Source organism: Pantoea sp. CTOTU46764 (genome assembly GCF_031974595.1).
Taxonomy (GTDB): Bacteria; Pseudomonadota; Gammaproteobacteria; order Enterobacterales; family Enterobacteriaceae; genus Pantoea; species Pantoea trifolii.
In genome coordinates this window covers 10,354-31,704 of the sequence record NZ_DALYOQ010000027.1, presented here as the reverse complement: position 1 = coordinate 31,704, position 21,351 = coordinate 10,354, and the positions used below count along the sequence as shown (strand labels likewise).

Genomic DNA, 21,351 nt, shown 5'->3' with positions numbered 1-21,351 from the left:
GGATAAGCGTATTCTTGTACCACCGAATATTGCAGGCAAATTTGCGCTACTCAGCATGCCGGTAAACGTAACGAACGATGGGCACTTGCGTCACCTATGAAAATTCACGCTATCAGCCAGGCGTTGCCCCACGCACGTTATCAGCGTTGTCCGCAATGCGATACCCTTTTTTCCTTACCGGATGTGAAATCGCATCAGACAGCCTATTGCCCTCGCTGCCATGCACAAATTCAGAGCGGCCGTGACTGGTCGATGACGCGACTCACCGCTATGGCGGTGGTGATGATCGTGCTGATGCCGTTCGCCTTAAGCTTGCCGTTGGTGGATATTCGCCTGCTTGGCATGCGCATTAACGCCAGCCTGGTGGAGGGCGTGATTCAGATGGCGCAGCAAGGCAACATCCTCACCGCTTCGATGGTGGCGTTTTGCACCATTGGCGCGCCGGTTACGCTGGTCGTTGGCATCCTCTATCTTTGGCTGGGCAACGCGCTGGGTATGAACCTGCGCCCGGTCCTGCTGATGATGGATAAGCTCAAAGAGTGGGTGATGCTGGATATCTATCTGGTCGGCGTGGCGGTGGCCTCAATCAAGGTGCAAGATTACGCCTCGTTGGAAGTGGGCTACGGTTTAGTGGCTTATATTGCGTTGACGGTGCTCAGCCTGCTGACGCTGATTCACCTCAACGTAGAACAGCTGTGGGAACAGTATTATCCGCAAGCGATGCCCACTTCTCCGCCCGAAGAGTGGCAGGTGTGCCTTAACTGCCATCAAACCGGTGTAGCTGATGAGCGTGGGCGCTGCACGCGTTGCCACACGCCGCTCGACTATCGCCGCCGCCACAGTTTGCAGAAATCCTGGTCAGCGCTGATTGCCTCAATTGTGCTGCTGATCCCCGCCAATTTGCTGCCGATTTCGGTGGTGTACGTGAACGGCGCACGCCGTGAAGACACCATTTTCTCCGGCATTCTGGGATTGGCATCGGGCAATATTCCGGTCGCCGCCGTGGTGTTTATCGCCAGTATTCTGGTGCCCTTCACCAAAGTGTTAGTGATGCTGACCTTACTGATCAGCATTCATTTCAAATGCGAACAGGGTTTGAAAACCCGCATTCGCCTGCTGCGCGCCGTCTCCTGGGTGGGCCGCTGGTCGATGCTGGATCTGTTCGTGATTGCTGTAACCATGTCGCTGGTCAATCGTGATCAGCTACTGGCTTTTACTATGGGACCGGCCGCCTTCTATTTTGGTGCCGCCGTTGTTCTGACCATTATGGCTGTAGAGTGGCTTGATAGCCGCCTGATCTGGGATGCACATGCAACAGGAAACGCCGACTACACCGACTAGTGCCAATCTGCGCAACAAGCGCAAGATTTCGCCGTTCTGGTTATTGCCCATCATCGCCTTGCTGATTGCTGGCTGGCTGCTGTGGACCAATTATCAGGAGCGCGGTACGACGATCACCATTAACTTCCAGACCGCCGACGGGATTGTGCCAGGCCGCACGCCTATTCGCTATCAGGGCGTGGAAGTGGGCACGGTGCAAGGCATTGTGCTGAGTGATGACTATCGCAGCATCCAGATTAAGGCCAGCATCAAAAGCGACATGCGCGATGCACTGCGTGAAGACACCCAATTCTGGCTGGTGACGCCGAAAGCCTCGCTGGCGGGCGTCTCCGGGCTTGATGCGCTGGTCGGCGGTAACTACATCGGCATGATGCCGGGCAAAGGTAAAGAGAGCGATCACTTCACCGCGCTCGATACTCAGCCGAAATATCGCGTCAATACCGGCGAGCTATTGATCCATCTGCGTGCACCGGATCTCGGCTCGCTTAACACCGGTTCGCTGGTCTACTACCGCAAAATTCCGGTGGGTCGCGTCTACGATTACAGCCTGAACAACAGCACCGATGGCGTCACCATTGATGTGCTGATTGAACGCCGCTTTATCAATCTGGTGAAAAAGCAGAGCCGCTTTTGGAATGTCTCCGGCATTGATGCGGATGTCAGCCTGAGCGGGGCCAAAGTGAAGCTGGAAAGCCTGGCCGCGTTGGTGAACGGTGCGATTGCCTTCGATTCGCCTAATGACGGTGAGCAAGCGCAGGTGGATGCCAATTACCAGCTCTATCCGGATCTGGCGCGCAGTCAGCGCGGCGTGCAAGTGAAACTGGATTTGCCGAGCGGCGATAACCTGAAAGCCGATAGCACGCCGCTGATGTATCAGGGACTGGAAGTCGGCACCTTAACCAAACTCAACCTGCTGGATGGCGGCAAAGTCACCGGCGAGTTAACGGTCGATCCTTCAGTAACCGGTTTAATGCGCAGCGGTACGCGCATTGAGATGCGCACGCCGAAGATCAGCCTGACCGACACCAATCTCAGCAGCCTGTTAACCGGTAATACCTTTGAGCTGGTGCCAGGCGAAGGCGAGCCGCAGGATCACTTCACCGTGTTGCCGGCTAGCGAAACCCTGCTACAAAAACCGGACGTGCTGACGGTAAAACTCAGCGCGCCGGAAACCTACGGCATCGATGCCGGCCAGCCGGTGATGCTGTATGGCATGAAAATCGGCCAGGTGATTTCACGCACGCTGGATGAAAATGGCATCAGCTTTGTCGCAGCTATCAACCCAGAGCACCGTAATCTGGTGCACGCCGACAGCAAGTTTGTGGTGAATAGCCGCCTCGACGTGAAGTTTGGCCTCGACGGTATGCAGGTGCTGGGCGCCAGCGCACGCGAATGGGTGGATGGCGGCATTCGCCTGATTCCCGGCGCGAAAGGCAATCCATCCAGTCGTTATACTTTATATGCCGATGCGGAACGTGCCCAGGAAGGCATTGTGGGGGAACAGCCGCCAACCACGCTGAAACTCACCGCCAACAGCTTGCCAGATGTGCAGGCCGGTTCGGTGCTGCTGTACCGCAAATTCCAGGTCGGTGAAGTGGTGGATGTGGTGCCGCGCGCGGATGCGTTTGAAATTTCGATTCACATTCAGCCGCAATATCGCAAGCTGCTCACCAGTGAGAGCGTGTTCTGGGCCGAAGGCGGCGCCAAAGTGCAACTCAACGGCAGCGGCTTGACCGTACAAGCGTCTCCGCTCAACCGTGCGCTAAAAGGTGCCATCAGCTTTGATAATCTGACCGGCGCGCAGGCGGCGAAAGGCGTTAAGCGTGTGCTCTACGCCTCAGAAACCGCCGCGCGTGCAGTTGGCAGCCAGATCTCGCTGCACACCTATGATGCCAGCAAACTGGCGGCGGGAATGCCGATTCGCTATCTCGGCATTAATATTGGTCAGGTTGAATCACTGGCGCTGAGTTCGGATAACAACCAGGTTGTCGCCAAAGCGGTGCTTTATCCGGAATACGTGCAGGACTTCGCGCGCATTGGCAGTCGCTTCTCGGTGGTATCGCCGGAAATTTCTGCTGCGGGCGTGAATCATATCGAAACGCTGTTGCAGCCTTATCTCAACGTCGATCCGGGCAAAGGTGCGCCTGCGCGCACATTCGAACTGCAGGAAAGCACCATCACCGATTCACGCTACCTGAACGGCCTGACGATTTATGTCGATGCCGCTGACGCCGGATCGTTGTCGGTGGGCACGCCAGTGCTGTTCCGTGGCGTAGAAGTGGGCACGGTCACCGGAACGTCGCTGGGCAATATGGCGGATCGCGTGCAGATAGCGCTACGCATCAGTAAGAAGTATCAACATCTGGTGCGTAACAACTCGGTGTTCTGGCTGGCTTCCGGCTATAACTTCGATTTTGGTCTGATTGGCGGCGTGTTGAAAACCGGCACCTTCCAACAGTTCATTCGCGGCGGCGTTCAATTTGCCACGCCGCCGACGGTGCCATTAGCACCGCAGGCCGGCGCCAACAAACACTTCCTGCTACAGGATGAAGCGCCGAAAGCGTGGCGCGACTGGGGCACCGCAATTCCGGACCCTCATCAACCTTAAGCAAATCGGGCAGCCTGGCTGCCCGATTCTTTTTCGCGTGTTACACTTCGCGCTCTTTTCGTTTCCCGGTAGATGCCCGTGTCCGATCGCTTTCCCGAAGATTTCCTCGCGCTGATGCGCGCCAGCCTTGCTGACGACGCCGAACTGCAACGCTTCCTCGCTATTAGCCAGCAACCACTGCGTCGCAGCTTACGCGTTAACACCTTAAAAATTAGCGTGGAAGATTTCCTCGCCCGCACCGCCGATTATGGCTGGCGCTTATCGCCCATTCCGTGGTGCGCTGAAGGGTTCTGGATTGAGCGTGACGACGAATCGTTGCCGCTCGGTAGCGTAGCGGAACACCTGAGCGGACTGTTTTATATTCAGGAAGCCAGCTCAATGCTGCCGGTCACCGCGCTGTTTGATGCCGCTCCCGAGGCACGTCAGGTGATGGATGTGGCTGCCGCGCCGGGTTCAAAAACCACGCAGATGGCCGCGCTGATGCGCAATGAAGGCGCTATTCTGGCGAACGAATACTCGGCCAGCCGCGTTAAAGTGCTGCATGCAAATATCAGCCGCTGCGGTGTCAGCAATGTGGCGCTGACGCATTTTGATGGCCGCGTGTTTGGTGCCGCGCTGCCGGAACGTTTCGATGCCATTCTGCTTGATGCGCCCTGCTCTGGCGAAGGCGTAGTGCGTAAAGATGCCGACGCGCTGCGTAACTGGACGCTGGCCAGCACCGAAGCGATCGCTGAGACCCAACGCGATTTGCTCGACAGCGCTTTCCATGCCTTGCAGCCCGGCGGCACGCTGATTTACTCCACCTGCACACTGAATCAGATCGAGAATCAGCAGGTGATTCACTGGTTGCAACAGCGTTATCCCGATGCGGTTGACATCGTGCCGCTGAACGGCCTCTTCGCCGGTGCCGATCAGGCGTTAACCGCCGAAGGTTTCCTGCATGTGTTCCCGCAGATTTTCGATAGCGAAGGTTTCTTCGTCGCGCGTCTGCGTAAAACCGCCAGCATTCCGGCATTGCCCACGCCAACCTATAAAGTCGGCAAACTGCCCTTCTCGCCGGCCAGCCGCAAGTTGAGCGCCGAAGTGCAGCAGGCGGCGGCAAAAGTCGGCTTGCAGTGGGATGAGAACCACACGCTGTGGCAGCGCGATAAAGAGCTGTGGCTGTTCCCGGCGGCGCTGGAGAGTTGGCTGGGCAAAGTGCGCTTCTCGCGCATCGGCCTTAAGCTGGCAGAAACCTTCCCGAAAGGCTATCGCTGGCAGCACGAAGCGGTCGTGGCGCTGACGCAGCCAGGCAGCGCGCTGGATTTCGAACTCACCGATGCGGAAGCGGAAACCTGGTATCGCGGTCAGGATATCCATCCGGAAACCTTGCCCAATCGGGATGAAGTGATCGTCACTTATCAGCAACAGCCGCTGGGATTGGCGAAGAAAGTGGGTAATCGCATTAAAAACAGTTATCCGCGTGAACTGGTGCGTGACGGGCGTCTGTTCCGTTAAGCGTTACTGCAATTGCACCAGAGTGAGATGATTACCGAATACTGCGCCGGTATCGATGTAATGCTGATTCGCCACATTGAGCGGTTGTTCTAACGGCGTGTGGCCAAAGTAGAAATCACTGGCGCCATCGATGTGGGCTGAACTGCCACGTTGATGGCGTCCCAGCCGATCGCGACTCCACACCACTTGTTGCCAGTCAACATCCTGCCCCAATGCATAATGGCTGGCAGGATAATCGGCGTGGGCAATCACTACTACGCGATTGCCGAAATCCAGATGCAGGATCAACGGTAACTCAGCGCAGCGTCTTAACGCATGGCGCGCAGCAATTAATTTTGCGCCCTTCAGCTGCCAAAACCACTCGCCGCCGTTCATCATCCACAAGGTTTGGTCGCGACCATCCAGCGCAGCGAGCGCCATCTGTTCGTGGTTGCCGCGCACGCAGCGAAACCAGGGTTCCTGCATCAGCGCTAAACAGCCAGGACTGTCCGGCCCGCGATCGATTAAATCGCCCACCGACAGCAACAAATCCTGCTGCTTATCGAAATCTCGCTTCTGCAGTTGCGCATCGAGTTGGGCGCGGCATCCATGCAGATCGCCAACCACCCAAATCTTTCGCCACATTTGCGTGTTTACCGTTTGGTAAAGCATGTAATCTTCCCCGGTTGACTGGAAGTTTAGTGATCCCGGCATAAAGTATAGTCCGGTAAGGTTTAGCCAGCGGAGGGAACAGCATGAGCGGACGGAAGCAATTCATTGGTGTGTTAATCGTTATTTTCATTGGTAGCTTGCTGCTACTGGAATCACTCGCTCGTCTGGTACATCTGTTATTTGTGGGATAATTACGCGACTTTACATTCCGCGCTAAACGCCTAAACTCCTTTGCGCATCATATAAAGGAGCCTGTATGAGCCAGAATATTTACGACAATCCTACCTTTTTTGCCGGTTACGCCACTTTGCCACGTTCCGTTAAGGGATTAGACGGCGCGCCAGAATGGCCCGCACTGCGTGCATTACTCCCAGACCTGCAGGACAAACGTGTTCTCGATTTAGGCTGCGGCTACGGCTGGTTTTGCCGATACGCGCAGCAGCAAGGCGCGCGTGACGTGCTGGGACTGGACGTTTCCGAGAAGATGCTGGCGCAGGCCGCGACCATGACGCAGGGAACGCAGATTCGCTATCAGCGCGCCGATTTAGAAACGCTGCAGCTAACCGAATCCTTTGATCTCGCCTACAGCTCGCTGGCGCTGCACTACCTCACCAATATTGACGTACTTTTCGCTACCCTGTTTGAGGCGCTCACGCCGGGCGGCGCGCTGGTGTTTTCCTGTGAACATCCGATTTACACCGCGCCTGCACAACAGCAATGGATAGTGGATGAGCAACAGCAACGCAGCTGGCCGGTCAATCACTATCAGCAGGAAGGCGAACGCATCAGCAATTGGTTTGCCGATGGCGTGAAGAAGCAGCATCGCAAGCTGGCGACCTGGATTAATGCAGTGATCGGCGCAGGATTTGAGATCGTGCATCTCGATGAATGGGGTCCGAGCGAAGAGATGGTTGCGCTGAATCCCGCGCTGGCGGAAGAACGCGATCGTCCGATGATGTTTTTGCTGGCAGCGCGTAAATCATTGTGACGTTGTCTTGAGGCTGCACACTGCAGCCTTTTACATATCCCTGCGACGCTATTTGTGACATTCAGGGGGCATTGCGTACTAGCGCGTGATTAAAAAGATCGCCAGCAAGAAGAAGGCTAATAAACCGGCGAATGCCAGCGTTCCAATACGCGGCGTTTTGGCGCGGCCAACTACCACACCAATAAAGATACAAAGCAGCGTTAAGGTGCCAATCATTACCCAGAGAAGATATTGTGTATTTGCCATGAAGGATCCTTATCCGCCCATTAATCAGATGCGCCAACGTTATACCATTTTTCGCACAGACTGACTGCAGCTATATGACCGCACCTTTTCTGCTGATTATTTCCCGTCCGGTCATCATTAAGTCGCGTTATGCTCGCAACGCATAGCCTTGAGATTTTCCAACTGCTGTAAACGCGCTGCAGCCTTATTGTTCGCACTGGCTTTCGCAATGCCGTTACCAATACCAAAATCCCCGACGAAGCCGAGTATAGTCAGCGCGTCAAACTCGCCAGTTTTATCGATCTGCTGCTTAACACTTTGGCTTTTAGCAATCTCCTGATTTAGTGCTGCACAGTCGTAGGTTGCGCTTCGGCATCGCTCACATTTGCAGACTGCGGATATTGTTTCAGCGCGCAACCACTCAGCAGCATGGCGATCAGAATAACAGGCTTGTACATCTTGCAAGATTCTCACTAAAGCGGCGATTTATTTCGAGAAACTGTAGCATCTGGGGGAGATGACGATCGGGGGAATAAGTAACGTTAAGATGGGTATTTAAAAATAAAAAAGCACTGCCTAAGCAGTGCTAATAATTTTGATATCAGGCAATTACCTGATAAGCCCTAATGATTATCAGGGCAAAATATCCGTTATTATGCAGTTTTCAACATAATCATTGATGACTTGCAGAAAATGCATTTAGCGCCATGTGGGTTCATTTTAGTAATATCGAACGCGGAGGTGCGATATTGTGAACTCTGGCAATGCGGACATCTTAAACGATGATAAATGCGAATAATTACAGACCTAATACATTTGTTGCAGACGGACCTTTAGGACCATCTTCAACTGAAAACTCAACGCGCTGACCTTCATCAAGTGAGCGATAATCAGTGCCCTGGATGGCTGAGAAGTGGACGAAAACGTCCTTGCTGCCGTTTTCAGGAGAAATAAAGCCGAAGCCTTTTTCTGAGTTGAACCATTTTACCGTTCCAAGAATTTTGTTAGACATAATTTTTACCTTTTAAATGAGCCTATTGGCGTAAGGGCCGAGTTGCAGATACGAATCAGAACTTAGGATAAGACTCAAAGAGAAAGGGCTTGAAGCGGCACTAACTGGGATGAGAAATACAATGGGAACTAACCTTCTAACTGTCTGCTATTCAGACCGACGAAGCATTAACGCATTTATTTGCGCCACTAGCAAGCGAAAAGAACATTTAATTCTCGATGAGTAATAATGGTTTTTTAATTTAAAACGCAAAAAACAGACAAAAAAAGACCCAATACGATTCCTGTATCGGGTCCAGGGAAATGGCTCTTTGAGAGCCGTGCGCTAAAAGTTGGCATTTTTGCAGGCGAGGACGCCTTGCCATTTAAAGGTAGACCAGGATTGAGGGTTTTCCAGCCAATCCACAGGTTTGATACGCAAAGGTGACAACTCTGTGATCGGAGTGACAGAAAGAGAAAGCAAGCGTAGCGGCAGAAATGTGCGCTACGCCTGAAAAATGAGGGGATTACTTATCGCACAGTTGCTGCGCGCGATCGATGATCGGCTGCAGACTCATTTTCTGATCGGGATGGGCTTTATCAACGGCGACGATGGTGTCGATCGATTGCAGCGTGCCCTGCCCGGCAGTTTTGCGCGCTAAGGCTTTATCGTTGAGCGGATACTGCAGCAACGTACCCGGATTAATCGCGAACAGTGCACCGTCTTTCTCGCAGGTCAACATCACCTCTTCGCGGGTGAAGGGCCATTTGTCTTTTCCAATCTCAAAACGGCTGACGGTAATAATCTGTGCCGCCATCGCCTGGCTGCACAGCGCCATCAATACGCAAGCTGGAATCAGTTTCTTCAGCAAAATATCGACCTCATTTCATCTTCTTTAATGACACATTCAGGTCGGTGACAGTGTGGCAAACACGCTCACCAACCCAATAACAATAACGGCCAGCAGCAGCTCAAGCTGCGTCAAGCGAATAAACAGATGCGCTGCATTGCTGGCCGCCAGGCGAAAGCGCGGCACCAGCAGATATCGATTGGTTAACGCGATAGCGATCATCAGCATGACCAGCAGCACCTTCACCACCAGCAACTCGCTCCACAGCGTAACTTGCCAATTTAGCGGTGAACCGGCAATCAGCAAGCTATTGATCGTGCCCGTCAGCAGCGCTAACGCTACTGCAAGGTGGCCGTAACGCGAGAAGCGCATCATGCAGCGGATCGCATCAGTGCGAAAGGCAATCTGCCGCGCTTCACGCATCAGCACTAACAGTGGCAATAATCCGCCCGTCCAGAATGCAGCTGCAATTAAATGCAGCGCGTGATTGCCTTGTTGCAGTAATCCAGGCCAGCCATCGCGCATCGCCGCATGCCCTACGCCGGCTAAAGCCATCAGCTGCAAGAGGCCGCTGCATAGCAGCAGATTTTGCCGCAGTGTGCCACGTAGCAGCAGCGCTAACGTGCTCAGCAGTGCGAAGGCAATTTCCCAGCGCCAAACCTGACCGAAGCGCGTGCTGAGCACCGCTTGCCAGGTTACCCTGTCACTGACATTTCGCCAGTCGCCGCTCATCAAGCCGGTTTGCGTTGCCAGCATCAGCACCGCGCTGAACAAACTCAGCAGCGCGCTGGTACGTAAAATTAAACCTAAATGTTGTGATAGCAGCGGACGATAGCGGCGCGGTGCCAGCAGCGCGGTATAAAAGGCGCTACCAGCGAGCAGCAGCACCGACAAAAAATGCAGCGCTCGCAAGCCAACCCACAACGTGCTCAAACTCATCAATCACTTCACGCTGAAGCTGTAGCTGCCTGTGGTTTTATGCCCATCGACGGACAGCACGTGCCAGTTAACCTGATAATTGCCCGATGGCAGCGGCTGGCTGATCGGCACAATCAACTGATCATGGTGTTTATCGTTGAGTGTGGCTTTCCCGACCGCCACTGGCTGATGTTGAGCATTGAGCACATCTACGCCACTGAATGCCGCTTCAACATCTTCGGTAAAGGTCAGCGTCAAATTCTGCGGGGAGGTTTCCACCACCGCTTTATCGGCGGGAACCGGTGTTTTCAGGTGAGCATGCGCCATGGCAAACTGGCTGAAGGCCAGCGTTGATGACGCCAGAAGTAGCGCGACGACCGAATTGAACGCAGTTTTCTTCATGACTTCTTCCCTTTTAAATACGTCAAACCACCGTAAACGTGGCAGCAGGATACGCCGCCGACCCAAAGCTGTCGAGACTTGCGGTGCGATCCAATTCCCTTGATCCCAGGGTCCGAAACCATTACTTTTGCCCCTGTTTAACAGGAGAAAAGCATGAGCCAAAACCTTGCCCTGCTCTCGCATGAAGAGAAAGACAAAGTGAATGTCGATCTGGCCGCCGCAGGCGTTGCATTTAAAGAGCGTTACAATATGCCGGTGATTGCCGAAATGGTGGAACGCGAGCAACCCGAAGCGCTGCGTGACTGGTTTCGTCAGCGCTTAATGAACTATCGCCAGGCCTCGCTTAGCCTGTCGCGCCTGCCTTACGAACCTAAGCAGAAGTAATTTATGTTACGTGTTATTGATACCGAAACCTGCGGCCTGCAGGGCGGCGTGGTGGAAGTGGCGTCGGTAGATGTCATTGATGGTCAGATCGTTAATCCAATGAGCGACTTAATCTGCCCGGATCGCCCCATCAGCCGTCAGGCGATGGCGGTACATCGTATTACCGAAGCGATGGTGGTGGGCAAACCCACCATTGAAGAAGCGATTGGCCGCTACCACGGCAGTCCGCATTACGTGGCGCACAACGCCAGCTTTGATCGCCGCATGTTGCCCACCATGCCCGGCGAATGGATCTGCACCATGACGCTGGCGCGTCAGTTGTGGCCTGGCATTAAATACGGCAATCAGGCGCTGCGTCATAGCCTGAAGCTGGATGTCACACCACCGGCCGAACTGCATGCGCACCGCGCATTGTATGACTGCTACGTCACCGCTGCGCTGCTGATCCGCATTATGGAAACCTCAGGCTGGAACGCCGAGCAGATGGCGAATTTATGCCAGCCCGCGCCGGTGAGCGGCGATGTGTTCCCGTTCGGCAAATATCGCGGTCAGAGCATTGGCAGCATCGCGCGTAAAGATCCCGGCTATCTGCGTTGGGTGCTGGAAAATGTGCGCGATTTGCGCCCACCGTTGCGGCAGGCGCTGCGCAAGTATGTGAAGAGCGATCAGTAATCGACGCGGTCTGGCAAGCTGCCCTGCGCCAGGCCGATCAGGAAAGTGAACTCTTGCGCCACACCTTCATACGCTTTGAAACGACCCGATTTGCCGCCGTGACCAGAATCCATCTCAGTACAGAGTAACAGCAGCGAATCGTTGGTTTTCAGCTCGCGCAGTTTCGCCACCCACTTAGCCGGTTCCCAATACTGCACCTGTGAATCGTGCAGGCCGGTGGTGACCAGCAAATGCGGATAGGCTTTGGCTTCGATGTTGTCATACGGGCTGTATTGGCGGATGAGGTGATAGAACTCCGCCTGTTCAGGATTGCCCCACTCATCGTATTCGCCGGTGGTCAACGGAATTGAGGGATCGAGCATGGTAGTTACCACATCCACAAATGGCACCTGCGCCACCACGCCGTGGAACAGATCTGGCGCCATGTTCACCACGCCGCCCATCAGTAATCCTCCGGCGCTGCCGCCCATCGCGTAGAGCTGCTGACGATTGCCATACCCTTTCGCCACCAGCGCTTCGGTGACATCAATAAAATCAGTGAAGCTGTTAATTTTATTCTTCAGGCGGCCACCGTCATACCATTGCTGGCCGAGTTCGCCGCCGCCGCGCACATGAATAATGGCGTAGACGAAGCCGCGCTCGAGCAAGCTGATGCGGCTGGTGCCAAAGCTGGCATCCATGCTGCTGCCGTAAGCACCGTAACCGTACACCAGCAACGGATTGTTGCCGCGCTGGAAATGCTTGCGGTGATAGACCAGCGAAACCGGTACTTCCGTTCCATCGCGCACCGTAATCCACAGATGCTCGCTTTTGTAGTCCTCAGATTTAAATCCCGGCACCGGCGTGCGCTTTAGCACACGGCGATCGCCGGTCTCCATGTTCAGTTCGAACAGGGTGGTTGGCATGGTCATTGAAGAGTAGCCATAGCGCAAGGTGTCGCTTTCCGGCGAAGGATTGTAGGCAAGCCAGGTGACATAGGCCGGGTCGTCAAAGGCGATACCGAAGCTTTCGCCGCTCTCCCAGTTAATCTGCCGCAAGGTATTTACGCCGTGCTGCCGCTCTTCCACCACCAACCAATGGCGGAACAGCTGGAAATCTTCCAGCACCACGTTGTGACGCGCCGGGATCAGCGATTGCCAGCGCGCTTCCGCCAGCCACGCGCTGCGATAGAGGCCGAAGTTTTTACCGTCGCGATTCGAGCGGATGTAGAACTGATGATTGTAGTGATCGATGCTGTATTCGTGATCACGGCGACGCGGGCAAAATGTTTGCGGCTGCGCATCCGGATATTCAGCATCGATCAGCAGAATTTCGCTGGTGTTGGTGCTATATAGCGCAATCAGAATGAAGTGCTCGGAGGTGGTTTTGTGCACGCTCACGTGGAAGGAATCATCCTTCTCTTCATACACTAGCTGATCGTCAGATTGCGGATGTCCCAGCTCATGGCGCCAAACCTGATACGCCAGCAGCGTTTTCGGATGCTTACGCACGTAATAGAGCGTACGGGAATCGTTGGCCCAGGCAACACTGGAGGATGCATTGGTCAGCAGTTCCGGATACCAGCTGCCGCTCTGCAGATTACGGAAGCGAATGCCATATTGACGGCGCGACAGGAAATCTTCCGCTAACGCCATCACTTGATTGTCTGGCGTAATCGCCAGCGCGCCCATGGTGTAAAAATCACTGTGCGCAGCCCGTTGGTTACCATCGAGCAGCAGCTGCCACGGCTCCTCAGCCGGCGCGTCTAGCGGCTGGCGGAAATAGGCGGGATATTCGTTGCCCACTTCATAACGGCTTTGATAGCGATAACCATTTTTCACATAGGGCACCGAGTGATCCTGCGGCGGAATACGGTCGACGATCTCTTTCAGCACCCGTTCCTGCAGCGGATTCTGCGACGCCATCATGGCGCGGCCATAATCATTTTCGGCATGCAGATGGGCCAGCACTTCTGGATTCTCGCGGTCGTCATCACGCAACCAGTGATAATTGTCGATGCGCGTTTCACCGTGCAGATTCATGGCATGGGGAATTTTTTTCGCGTGTGGCTGATTCATTAGGCTCTTCTCACTGAAGGACAACATTCAGCAAGCGTGGCACTAATCGCGCGTGATGCCAAGCTGCACGCAGCATCACTTTGCGCAGGGCAAACCAGACAGGGAAAACGAAGGCTGCAGATGCAACCTTCGTAGGGGATTACGCGGCTTTTTCCGCGTCGATATCACGCTGAATACCGTCGCGCACATCCTGGGGAATTTTCAGCGCATCGCCGAGCGCGGAGAGATAGCTGCGCTCCATAAAGTGGTCGACATCAATGGCGGCACAGCTGAGGAAATAGAGCTCCAGCGCCTCTTCTTCGTTTTTAACATCAGCGGCCAGCCAGTTGGGATCGAGCGGGCGATTCATTGCCTGCTGAATCAACGCTTCGGCTTGCGCGCCGTAGCCCGCCTGCTGAATGTTTTGCTCAATCGCGGCGCGCTCCTGATCGTCAATATGACCGTCACTTTTCGCCGCGAACACCAGCGCCGTGACTAATCGCTCTGCACGTTGATCCATCGGCGTTTGCAGCTGACCAAAGCCCGCATCGTCCTGATGGGTTTCACGTATGCGCTGTTTGTACTTATTCCACAGCAGCGCGCCCGCCGCCGCGCCGCCGCCCAACAACAAGGCTTTGCCGCCATATTTGGTCAGCAACTTACGCGTGGATTTACTGCCCACCAGCAATCCCGCCAGCCCGCCCAGTGCGCCGGGTGCCAGCATGTCACTTAAGCCGCCCGATTTTCCGTCACCGCCCTTCTTCGCCAGCACCGATTGAATTTGCTGTAGCCAATTACTCATCGTTTAACTCCCGTTTAATTTTCCGTTCTCCATGCTGCCGCAGGCTATGTCAGTTAACGTCAGAGCGGGAAAAGTATGGCAAACCTAATCGTGGCGAAAGCGTGAGTACGCAAACGTTTTCGTTTATACTGCGCGCGCATTTTGACTGCTAAGGTGAAATTATGACGACTCTCGGAACCGCGCTGCGCCCTGCCGCTACGCGTGTCATGCTGTTAGGTTCAGGCGAATTAGGCAAAGAAGTGGCACTTGAGTGCCAGCGTCTGGGTGTGGAAGTGATTGCGGTGGATCGTTACGCCGATGCCCCAGCGATGCACGTGGCGCATCGCAGCTATGTGATCAACATGCTGGACGGTGACGCGCTGGCCGCATTGATTGCCCAGGAAAAGCCGCACTTCGTGGTGCCTGAAATTGAAGCCATCGCCACCGAAAAACTGCTGGAGCTGGAAGCGCAAGGTCAGAAAGTGGTGCCAACCGCACGCGCCGCACGTCTGACCATGAACCGCGAAGGCATTCGTCGTCTGGCAGCGGAAGAGTTGTCGTTACCGACCTCGACTTACCAGTTTGCTGACAGCAAAGAGAATTTTGTGGCCGCCGCTGAAGCGATTGGATTCCCGTGCATCGTTAAGCCGGTGATGAGCTCATCCGGTAAAGGTCAGAGCTTTATCCGCGAAGCCAGCCAGCTGGACAAAGCCTGGGATTATGCGCAGCAAGGCGGACGTGCCGGTGCGGGCCGCGTGATCGTTGAAGGCGTGGTGAAGTTTGATTTCGAGATCACTTTGCTGACCATCAGCGCGGTGGATGGCATCCACTTCTGCGCGCCGATTGGTCATCGTCAGGAAGATGGCGATTATCGTGAATCATGGCAGCCGCAGCAGATGAGTGAACTGGCGCTGCAACGCGCGCAGGATATCGCCGCCAATGTGGTGAAAGCGCTCGGCGGATACGGCCTGTTTGGCGTGGAGCTGTTCGTCTGTGGTGATGACGTGGTGTTCAGCGAAGTGTCACCGCGTCCGCACGATACCGGTATGGTTACGCTGATTTCGCAGGATCTGTCTGAGTTCGCGCTGCATGTGCGCGCCTTCCTCGGTCTGCCAATTGGCGGTATCCGTCAATATGGCCCTGCGGCGTCGGCAGTGATTTTGCCTGAGCTGAACAGCCAGAACGTGCAATTCGGGAATATCGAAGCGGCGCTGGGTGCCGGGTTGCAGCTGCGCCTGTTTGGTAAGCCGGAGATTGCCGGTCAGCGCCGTTTGGGTGTGGCGTTGGCGACCGGTGAAAACACCGATGACGCTATCGCGCGCGCCGTTGCCAGTGCGGCAGCGGTGAAAGTGGAAGGTTAAGTGTAAGTTTAAAGGTCGCCATGAATGGCGACCCTACCAATTTATGTACGCGCCCCTTCAACCGCTTCACGCGCCAGACGCGTAATACGATCCCAGTCACCGCTTTCCAACGCATCATTCGGTACCAGCCACGAACCGCCGATACACAGCACGCTTTTCAGCGCCAGATAATCACGATAGTTGGCTGGCGAGATGCCGCCGGTTGGGCAGAAACGCACCTGCGGGAACGGACCACCAATCGCGGATAATGCTTTCACGCCACCATTGGCTTCTGCCGGGAAGAATTTGAACTCACGCAGGCCGTAATCCATGCCGGTCATCAGTTCTGAAACCGTGCTGATACCTGGAATCAACGGTACCGGACCTTCAACCGCCGCTTTCAGCAGCGATTCCGTCAATCCTGGGCTGATAACAAACTGCGCACCGGCATCAGTGACCTCTTTCAATTGCTGCGTGTTGATCACCGTGCCCGCACCAACAATCGCTTCCGGTACTTCTTTAATCATGGCGCGCAGCGCGTCCATCGCCACCGGGGTACGTAGCGTAACTTCCAGCACGCGCACTCCGCCCGCAACCAGCGCTTTCGCCATCGGCACGGCGTGTTCCAACTTGTTCACCACGATGACCGGCACGACCGGGCCAGTTTTCAGGATCTGTTCAGCACTTGTTTTCCAGTTCTTCATCACGTTTCCTTAGTTGCATCAGCCCGGCGTTTAGCCACGCTGTCAATAATTGGGGTCTACCATACAAGATCGGCTGGAGCGGCGTCCATCGGATATCAAAATTTTTTGAAACTCAGGTTCACTTTTAAGAAAAATGAATTTTGGCCGAAAAAAAGCCCGCACATTGGCGGGCTCAGCATTAGGTCTTTATTCAAACTCGTTCCAGGAACGGCCATCGCGGGTAATCATCGCGACTGAGGCAACCGGTCCCCACGTTCCCGCCTGATACGGCTTCGGCGCTTCGGCATCGGCATTCCAGGCATCGATGATCGAATCCACCCAACCCCACGCCGCTTCCACTTCATCACGACGCACAAACAGCGCCTGAATACCGCGCATGGTTTCCAGCAGCAGACGCTCGTAAGCATCAGCCAGATGTGACTGGTTAAAGGTTTCGGAGTAACTCAGATCCAGCTTAGTGGTCTGCAGTTTATGCTTGTGGTCGAGTCCCGGCACTTTGTTGAGGATTTCGATATCCACACCTTCGTCCGGCTGCAGACGAATGGTCAACTTGTTCTGCGGCAGTTCAGCGTACGAATCTTTGAATAGGTTCATCTCAGGATTCTTGAAGTACACCACCACTTCAGAGCATTTGGTTGGCAAGCGCTTGCCGGTGCGAAGATAGAACGGCACGCCAGCCCAACGCCAGTTGTCGATATCCACGCGGATAGCCACGAAGCTTTCAGTGGCGCTCTGCTTGTTCGCGCCCTCTTCTTCCAGATAGCCTGGCACTTTCTTGCCCTGCACAAAGCCGGCGGTGTACTGACCACGCACGGTTTTCTCGCGCACGTTGGTTTGATCAATACGGCGCAGTGAGCGCAGCACTTTCACCTTCTCATCACGAATCGCATCCGCGCTTAGATCGGATGGCGGCGACATGGCAATCATGGTGAGGATCTGCAACAGGTGGTTCTGGATCATGTCACGCATCTGGCCGGCTTTGTCGAAATAACCCCAACGTCCTTCGATACCGACCTCTTCCGCCACGGTGATCTGCACGTGATCGATGGTGCGGTTGTCCCAATTGTTGACGAAGATGGAGTTGGCAAAACGCAGCGCCAGCAGGTTAAGCACCGTCTCTTTACCCAGATAGTGGTCAATACGGAACACCTGACCTTCTTCGAAGTATTTGCCAACGCTGTCATTGATCTCTTGCGAGGTTTCCAATGAGGTGCCGAGCGGCTTTTCCATTACTACACGCGCCGGTTTGGCATTCAGTTTGGCGGCGCCAAGACCGTCACAGATCGCGCCAAAGGTGCTTGGCGGCATGGCGAAGTAGTTGATGGTGACGCGGTTTTTCTGGTCAAGCATTTTGCCCAGTTTGGTGAAATGCGAGGTGTCATTTACGTCGAGGTTACAGAAGTCGAGACGGCTGCTGAGTGTGTCCCACAGCGCTTCATCGATCTTCTCTTTCATGAAGGTTTCCAGCGCTTCACGTACCACTTTGGTGTACGCGGCTTTATCCCAATCCGCGCGACCCACGCCAATAATGCGAGTGGTTTCATGAATCTGACCGGCTTTTTCCAACTGATACAGTGATGGCAACAGTTTACGGCGCGCTAAATCGCCTTTGGCACCGAAAATCACCAGATCGCATGCCTGGGCTGTTTGTGTAACCGCCATTTTCCTCTCCTCGTTGCAGGATATACCCGGCTTGAGCGTTCTCATCACGCCGGGTCCTTATTGTAATTTTCTTACAGCACAATGTACGTTTTTCGCCGGTCCAGGACAACCCGAACACCGCGTTTTGCTGGCGTTAACTGTGAACGTAATAAAGGTGTTAAGTGTGTTGTAGCGTGCCATTTGAGCACATTTTCTGTTTCGATATTTGTCGTGGCAAAACACGTCAGCGATCAAAGTATCGCAAAAAATTCGCGTTTACATTTGTCCTCCGCTGCGTGCGAGGTGCTATTACACGGTATATTCTTGGGAATTGGCAGCGATTTCATTGATTGATGAACGCGGAAAAGTTATTGACGCTCATTAGGTTAAACCATGCTGGAACAAATTCAGGCGCAACTCGATGCGTTAAGTAAATCAGAACGTAAAGTCGCAGAACAAATTCTCGCTGCGCCGCAGCAGGCGATGCACTCCAGCATCGCCACGCTGGCACGCGCCGCTGACGTCAGCGAACCGACGGTGAATCGCTTCTGCCATCGTATGGGCACGCGCGGCTTTCCTGACTTCAAATTGCAGCTCGCACAGAGCCTGGTGAAAAGCCCGAACTGGGTGAGCCGCGATGTGGAAGAAAATGACAGTGTGGAAAGTTATAGCCATAAAATTTTTGATTCCGCATTAGCGGGCCTCAGCCGCGTTCGCCAGCAGCTCGATTCTCAGGTCACTCGCCAGGCCGTTCAGGCTTTATCAAACGCCCATAAAATTGCCTTCTTTGGTCTTGGCGCCTCCGCCGTCGTCGCGCATGACGCCACCAATAAATTTTTGCGTTTTAATCTGCCGGTCATCTGGTCAGAGGATATTGTGATCCAGCGCATGAGTTGCATAAATAGTGGTCCAAATGATGTGTTTGTTCTCATCTCACATACTGGTCGCACCAAAAATATGGTAGAACTGGCTCGCCTGGCGCGTGTAAACGCTTCCACTGTGCTGGCTATCACTTCTCCGGGTTCCCCGCTGGCGGCAGAAGCCACACTGGCTTTGACGCTCGACGTGCCCGAAGATACCGATATCTACCTGCCAATGGTTTCCCGCCTCGCGCAATTAACCGTGATTGATGTTCTGGCGACAGGGTTTACCCTTGAGCGCGGCGCCGCTTTCCGTGAAAATTTGAAACGGGTGAAAGAAGCGCTGAAAGATTCACGCCTGGAGAAACAGGCGCAGGAAAATAATTAACATCACATTCACAATGTGAGTCGAATCACAGCCCATCGATCATATAGAATAGATGAACACTACGTGTCACTTGAGAGCGACACGATACTTTGCTAACGGAGTCCTTCATGTCCAGACGTCTCAGAAGAACCAAGATCGTTACAACCCTCGGTCCAGCCACCGATCGCGACAACAACCTCGAAAAAATCATCGCGGCAGGTGCTAACGTTGTACGACTCAACTTCTCCCACGGCACACCGGAAGATCATCAGCAGCGCGCCAATAAAGTCCGTGAAATCGCGGCGAAACTGGGCCGTCATGTGGCGATCCTTGGCGACCTGCAAGGTCCAAAAATTCGCGTCTCCACCTTCAAAGAAGGCAAAGTGTTCCTTAACGTCGGCGATCGTTTCTTGCTGGATGCCGACTTAAGTAAAGGCGAAGGCGACAAAGAAAAAGTCGGTATCGATTACAAAGGCTTGCCAGAAGATGTGGTGCCAGGCGACATCCTGCTGCTGGACGACGGTCGCGTACAGCTGAAAGTGTTGGAAGTTCAGGGCGTAAAAGTGTTCACCGAAGTTACCGTCGGCGGCCCGCTCTCCAACAATAAAGGTATCAACAAACTCGGTGGCGGCCTCTCTGCCGACGCGCTGACCGAAAAAGACAAGGTTGATATCGTTACCGCCGCGAAAATCGGCGTGGATTATCTGGCCGTCTCCTTCCCGCGTAACGGCGAAGATATGAATTACGCTCGTCGTCTGGCGCGCGATGCGGGTTGCGATGCCAAACTGGTGGCGAAAGTGGAACGTGCTGAAGCCGTTGCCTCACAGGAAGCGATGGATGACATCATCCTCGCCTCTGACGTGGTGATGGTTGCGCGCGGCGATTTGGGTGTAGAGATTGGCGATCCTGAGTTGGTGGGTATTCAGAAAGCGTTGATTCGTCGCGCGCGTCAGCTGAACCGCACCATCATCACTGCAACGCAGATGATGGAATCGATGATCACCAACCCAATGCCAACGCGTGCCGAAGTCATGGACGTGGCGAACGCCGTGCTGGATGGTACCGATGCGGTGATGCTGTCGGCGGAAACCGCTGCTGGCCAGTATCCGGCCGAAACCGTCTCAGCGATGGCGAAAGTGTGCCTCGGCGCGGAGAAAATCCCGAGCGTTAATGTTTCCAAGCACCGCCTGGAAGTGCAGTTCGATAACGTTGAAGAAGCGATTGCCATGTCGGCGATGTATGCTGCCAACCATCTGCAAGGGGTTTCAGCCATCATCACCATGACTGAATCGGGCCGTACCGCGCTGATGACTTCACGTATCACTTCCGGTTTGCCGATCTTCGCCATGTCACGTCATGAACGTACGCTGAACCTGACCGCGCTGTATCGTGGCGTTACGCCTGTGTTCTTCGACAGCAATAATGATGGTGTTGCCGCCGCACACGATGCAGTAAACCTGCTGCGCGAAAAAGGTTTCCTGGTTTCAGGCGACCTGGTGATTGTTACCCAGGGCGATGTGATGTCGACCACGGGCACCACCAATACCAGCCGTGTACTGCGCGTAGATTAATACGCACCACCGACAGCGGCTGTAACAACATGGACAAACGCGACTGCCTGGCAGTCGCGTTTTTATTTTTTTGACAAGGAGGCCAAATGGCCCGCTATCAACCTATTACTCAACTCACCGGGCGCGTGCTGCTGTTTCCACTCGCGCTGGTATTGTTTGAGTTCGCCACCTATATCGCGCATGACATGATCCAGCCCGGCATGCTGCTGGTGACGTCTGAATTCAGTGTCGGCCCGGAATGGGTATCCACCTCATTAACCGCATATCTGATGGGCGGCGTGGTGCTGCAATGGCTGCTTGGTCCGCTCTCGGACAAATATGGCCGCCGTCCAGTATTGCTGTTTGGCATTCTGTTCTTTGCCGCCGCCTGTATTCTGACGACGTGGGTCAGCAGCATTGAAGAGTTTGTCGCGCTGCGTTTTGTGCAGGGCATTAGCCTGTGCTTTATTGGCGCAGTCAGCTATGCGGCGGTGCAGGAAGCCTTTGACGAAGCGCTGGCGGTGCGCATGATGGCGCTAATGGCC

General features: G+C 54.5%; 21 protein-coding genes and 1 pseudogene. 10 read left to right on the top strand and 12 right to left on the bottom strand.

The annotated features are described in order from the left end of the window. Nucleotides 1–96 precede the first annotated feature (96 nt). The 3 genes from yebS (at nt 97) to rsmF (ending at nt 5,446) form a co-directional block, all read left to right on the top strand. On the top strand, nt 97–1,341 hold the full coding sequence (gene yebS / locus RTM06_RS11430) for a membrane integrity lipid transport subunit YebS (RefSeq protein WP_312182270.1): 1,245 nt from the start codon (nt 97–99) through the stop codon (nt 1,339–1,341). Further along, on the top strand, nt 1,310–3,949 hold the full coding sequence (locus RTM06_RS11425; protein WP_312182268.1) for an MlaD family protein: 2,640 nt from the start codon (nt 1,310–1,312) through the stop codon (nt 3,947–3,949). Before yebS ends, RTM06_RS11425 begins: the two co-directional genes overlap by 32 nt. Nucleotides 3,950–4,021: 72 nt before the next feature. After that, a complete protein-coding gene (rsmF, locus tag RTM06_RS11420; protein ID WP_312182266.1) occupies nt 4,022–5,446 on the top strand; it encodes a 16S rRNA (cytosine(1407)-C(5))-methyltransferase RsmF in 1,425 nt (474 codons plus the stop codon). Nucleotides 5,447–5,449: 3 nt separating this feature from the next. Here rsmF and RTM06_RS11415 read toward each other — a convergent pair whose 3' ends face one another. Beyond that, nucleotides 5,450–6,097 (bottom strand): metallophosphoesterase, encoded by a 648-nt coding sequence (locus tag RTM06_RS11415; protein WP_256696613.1) that lies wholly within the window; start codon nt 6,095–6,097, stop codon nt 5,450–5,452. A 256-nt stretch (nt 6,098–6,353) separates the two neighbouring features. Between RTM06_RS11415 and RTM06_RS11410 the strand changes: the two genes are divergently transcribed. Next, nucleotides 6,354–7,085, top strand: a complete 732-nt coding sequence (locus RTM06_RS11410) for a class I SAM-dependent methyltransferase (protein ID WP_312182264.1) — start codon at nt 6,354–6,356, stop codon at nt 7,083–7,085. Between the two features lie 78 nt (nt 7,086–7,163). Here the strand turns inward: RTM06_RS11410 and RTM06_RS11405 are convergent, their stop codons facing one another. From RTM06_RS11405 to copC, 7 genes and pseudogenes are all read right to left on the bottom strand, one after another. Further along, on the bottom strand, nt 7,164–7,331 hold the full coding sequence (locus RTM06_RS11405; RefSeq protein ID WP_312182262.1) for a hypothetical protein: 168 nt from the start codon (nt 7,329–7,331) through the stop codon (nt 7,164–7,166). A gap of 117 nt (nt 7,332–7,448) precedes the next feature. Continuing rightward, a pseudogene (locus RTM06_RS11400) lies at nt 7,449–7,768 on the bottom strand (hypothetical protein). 195 nt (nt 7,769–7,963) lie between these two features. Continuing rightward, nucleotides 7,964–8,107: a cold-shock protein gene (locus RTM06_RS11395; RefSeq protein WP_085982370.1), complete on the bottom strand. Its 144-nt coding sequence runs from the start codon at nt 8,105–8,107 to the stop codon at nt 7,964–7,966. 2 nt (nt 8,108–8,109) lie between these two features. Beyond that, nucleotides 8,110–8,322, bottom strand: coding sequence for a cold-shock protein (locus tag RTM06_RS11390; RefSeq protein WP_007889586.1), 213 nt, complete (start codon nt 8,320–8,322; stop codon nt 8,110–8,112). A 505-nt stretch (nt 8,323–8,827) separates the two neighbouring features. After that, complete coding sequence (locus RTM06_RS11385; protein WP_179450897.1) at nt 8,828–9,175, bottom strand: YebY family protein; 348 nt, start codon at nt 9,173–9,175, stop codon at nt 8,828–8,830. 33 nt (nt 9,176–9,208) lie between these two features. Continuing rightward, nucleotides 9,209–10,090 (bottom strand): copper homeostasis membrane protein CopD, encoded by an 882-nt coding sequence (gene copD / locus RTM06_RS11380; protein WP_312182260.1) that lies wholly within the window; start codon nt 10,088–10,090, stop codon nt 9,209–9,211. A 3-nt stretch (nt 10,091–10,093) separates the two neighbouring features. Further along, nucleotides 10,094–10,471: a copper homeostasis periplasmic binding protein CopC gene (copC, locus tag RTM06_RS11375; RefSeq protein WP_293797409.1), complete on the bottom strand. Its 378-nt coding sequence runs from the start codon at nt 10,469–10,471 to the stop codon at nt 10,094–10,096. A gap of 153 nt (nt 10,472–10,624) precedes the next feature. On the opposite strand from copC, the gene RTM06_RS11370 reads away from it, so the two are divergent. Both RTM06_RS11370 and exoX read left to right on the top strand, forming a co-directional pair. Beyond that, the gene (locus tag RTM06_RS11370) at nt 10,625–10,855 is read left to right on the top strand and encodes a DNA polymerase III subunit theta (protein WP_312182257.1); all 231 of its coding nucleotides are present in this window, start codon (nt 10,625–10,627) and stop codon (nt 10,853–10,855) included. Between the two features lie 3 nt (nt 10,856–10,858). Next, entirely contained in the window at nt 10,859–11,527 is a 669-nt protein-coding gene (exoX, locus tag RTM06_RS11365; protein WP_008110459.1) for an exodeoxyribonuclease X, read from the top strand. On the opposite strand, the gene RTM06_RS11360 is transcribed toward exoX, so the two are convergent. Both RTM06_RS11360 and RTM06_RS11355 read right to left on the bottom strand, forming a co-directional pair. Further along, on the bottom strand, nt 11,521–13,584 hold the full coding sequence (locus RTM06_RS11360; protein WP_312182254.1) for a prolyl oligopeptidase family serine peptidase: 2,064 nt from the start codon (nt 13,582–13,584) through the stop codon (nt 11,521–11,523). The two genes, exoX and RTM06_RS11360, sit on opposite strands and share 7 nt — an antisense overlap. Nucleotides 13,585–13,723: 139 nt before the next feature. Then, the gene (locus RTM06_RS11355; protein ID WP_137385935.1) at nt 13,724–14,365 is read right to left on the bottom strand and encodes a tellurite resistance TerB family protein; all 642 of its coding nucleotides are present in this window, start codon (nt 14,363–14,365) and stop codon (nt 13,724–13,726) included. Between the two features lie 161 nt (nt 14,366–14,526). On the opposite strand from RTM06_RS11355, the gene purT reads away from it, so the two are divergent. Beyond that, nucleotides 14,527–15,705: a formate-dependent phosphoribosylglycinamide formyltransferase gene (gene purT / locus RTM06_RS11350; protein ID WP_312182250.1), complete on the top strand. Its 1,179-nt coding sequence runs from the start codon at nt 14,527–14,529 to the stop codon at nt 15,703–15,705. 41 nt (nt 15,706–15,746) lie between these two features. Here purT and RTM06_RS11345 read toward each other — a convergent pair whose 3' ends face one another. Beyond that, nucleotides 15,747–16,388 carry a bifunctional 4-hydroxy-2-oxoglutarate aldolase/2-dehydro-3-deoxy-phosphogluconate aldolase gene (locus RTM06_RS11345; protein WP_312182248.1) on the bottom strand — a complete coding sequence of 214 codons (642 nt, stop codon included), beginning with the start codon at nt 16,386–16,388 and terminating at the stop codon, nt 15,747–15,749. Between the two features lie 186 nt (nt 16,389–16,574). Further along, complete coding sequence (gene zwf / locus RTM06_RS11340) at nt 16,575–18,050, bottom strand: glucose-6-phosphate dehydrogenase (RefSeq protein WP_036650196.1); 1,476 nt, start codon at nt 18,048–18,050, stop codon at nt 16,575–16,577. 372 nt (nt 18,051–18,422) lie between these two features. On the opposite strand from zwf, the gene RTM06_RS11335 reads away from it, so the two are divergent. The 3 genes from RTM06_RS11335 to RTM06_RS11325 form a co-directional block, all read left to right on the top strand. Further along, nucleotides 18,423–19,277 (top strand): MurR/RpiR family transcriptional regulator, encoded by an 855-nt coding sequence (locus RTM06_RS11335; protein ID WP_312182246.1) that lies wholly within the window; start codon nt 18,423–18,425, stop codon nt 19,275–19,277. A gap of 107 nt (nt 19,278–19,384) precedes the next feature. Then, nucleotides 19,385–20,827 (top strand): pyruvate kinase, encoded by a 1,443-nt coding sequence (gene pyk, locus RTM06_RS11330; protein WP_008110470.1) that lies wholly within the window; start codon nt 19,385–19,387, stop codon nt 20,825–20,827. A gap of 86 nt (nt 20,828–20,913) precedes the next feature. Beyond that, nucleotides 20,914–21,351 (top strand): MFS transporter (locus RTM06_RS11325; RefSeq protein WP_312182244.1); only part of this gene is annotated, 438 nt, incomplete at its 3' end.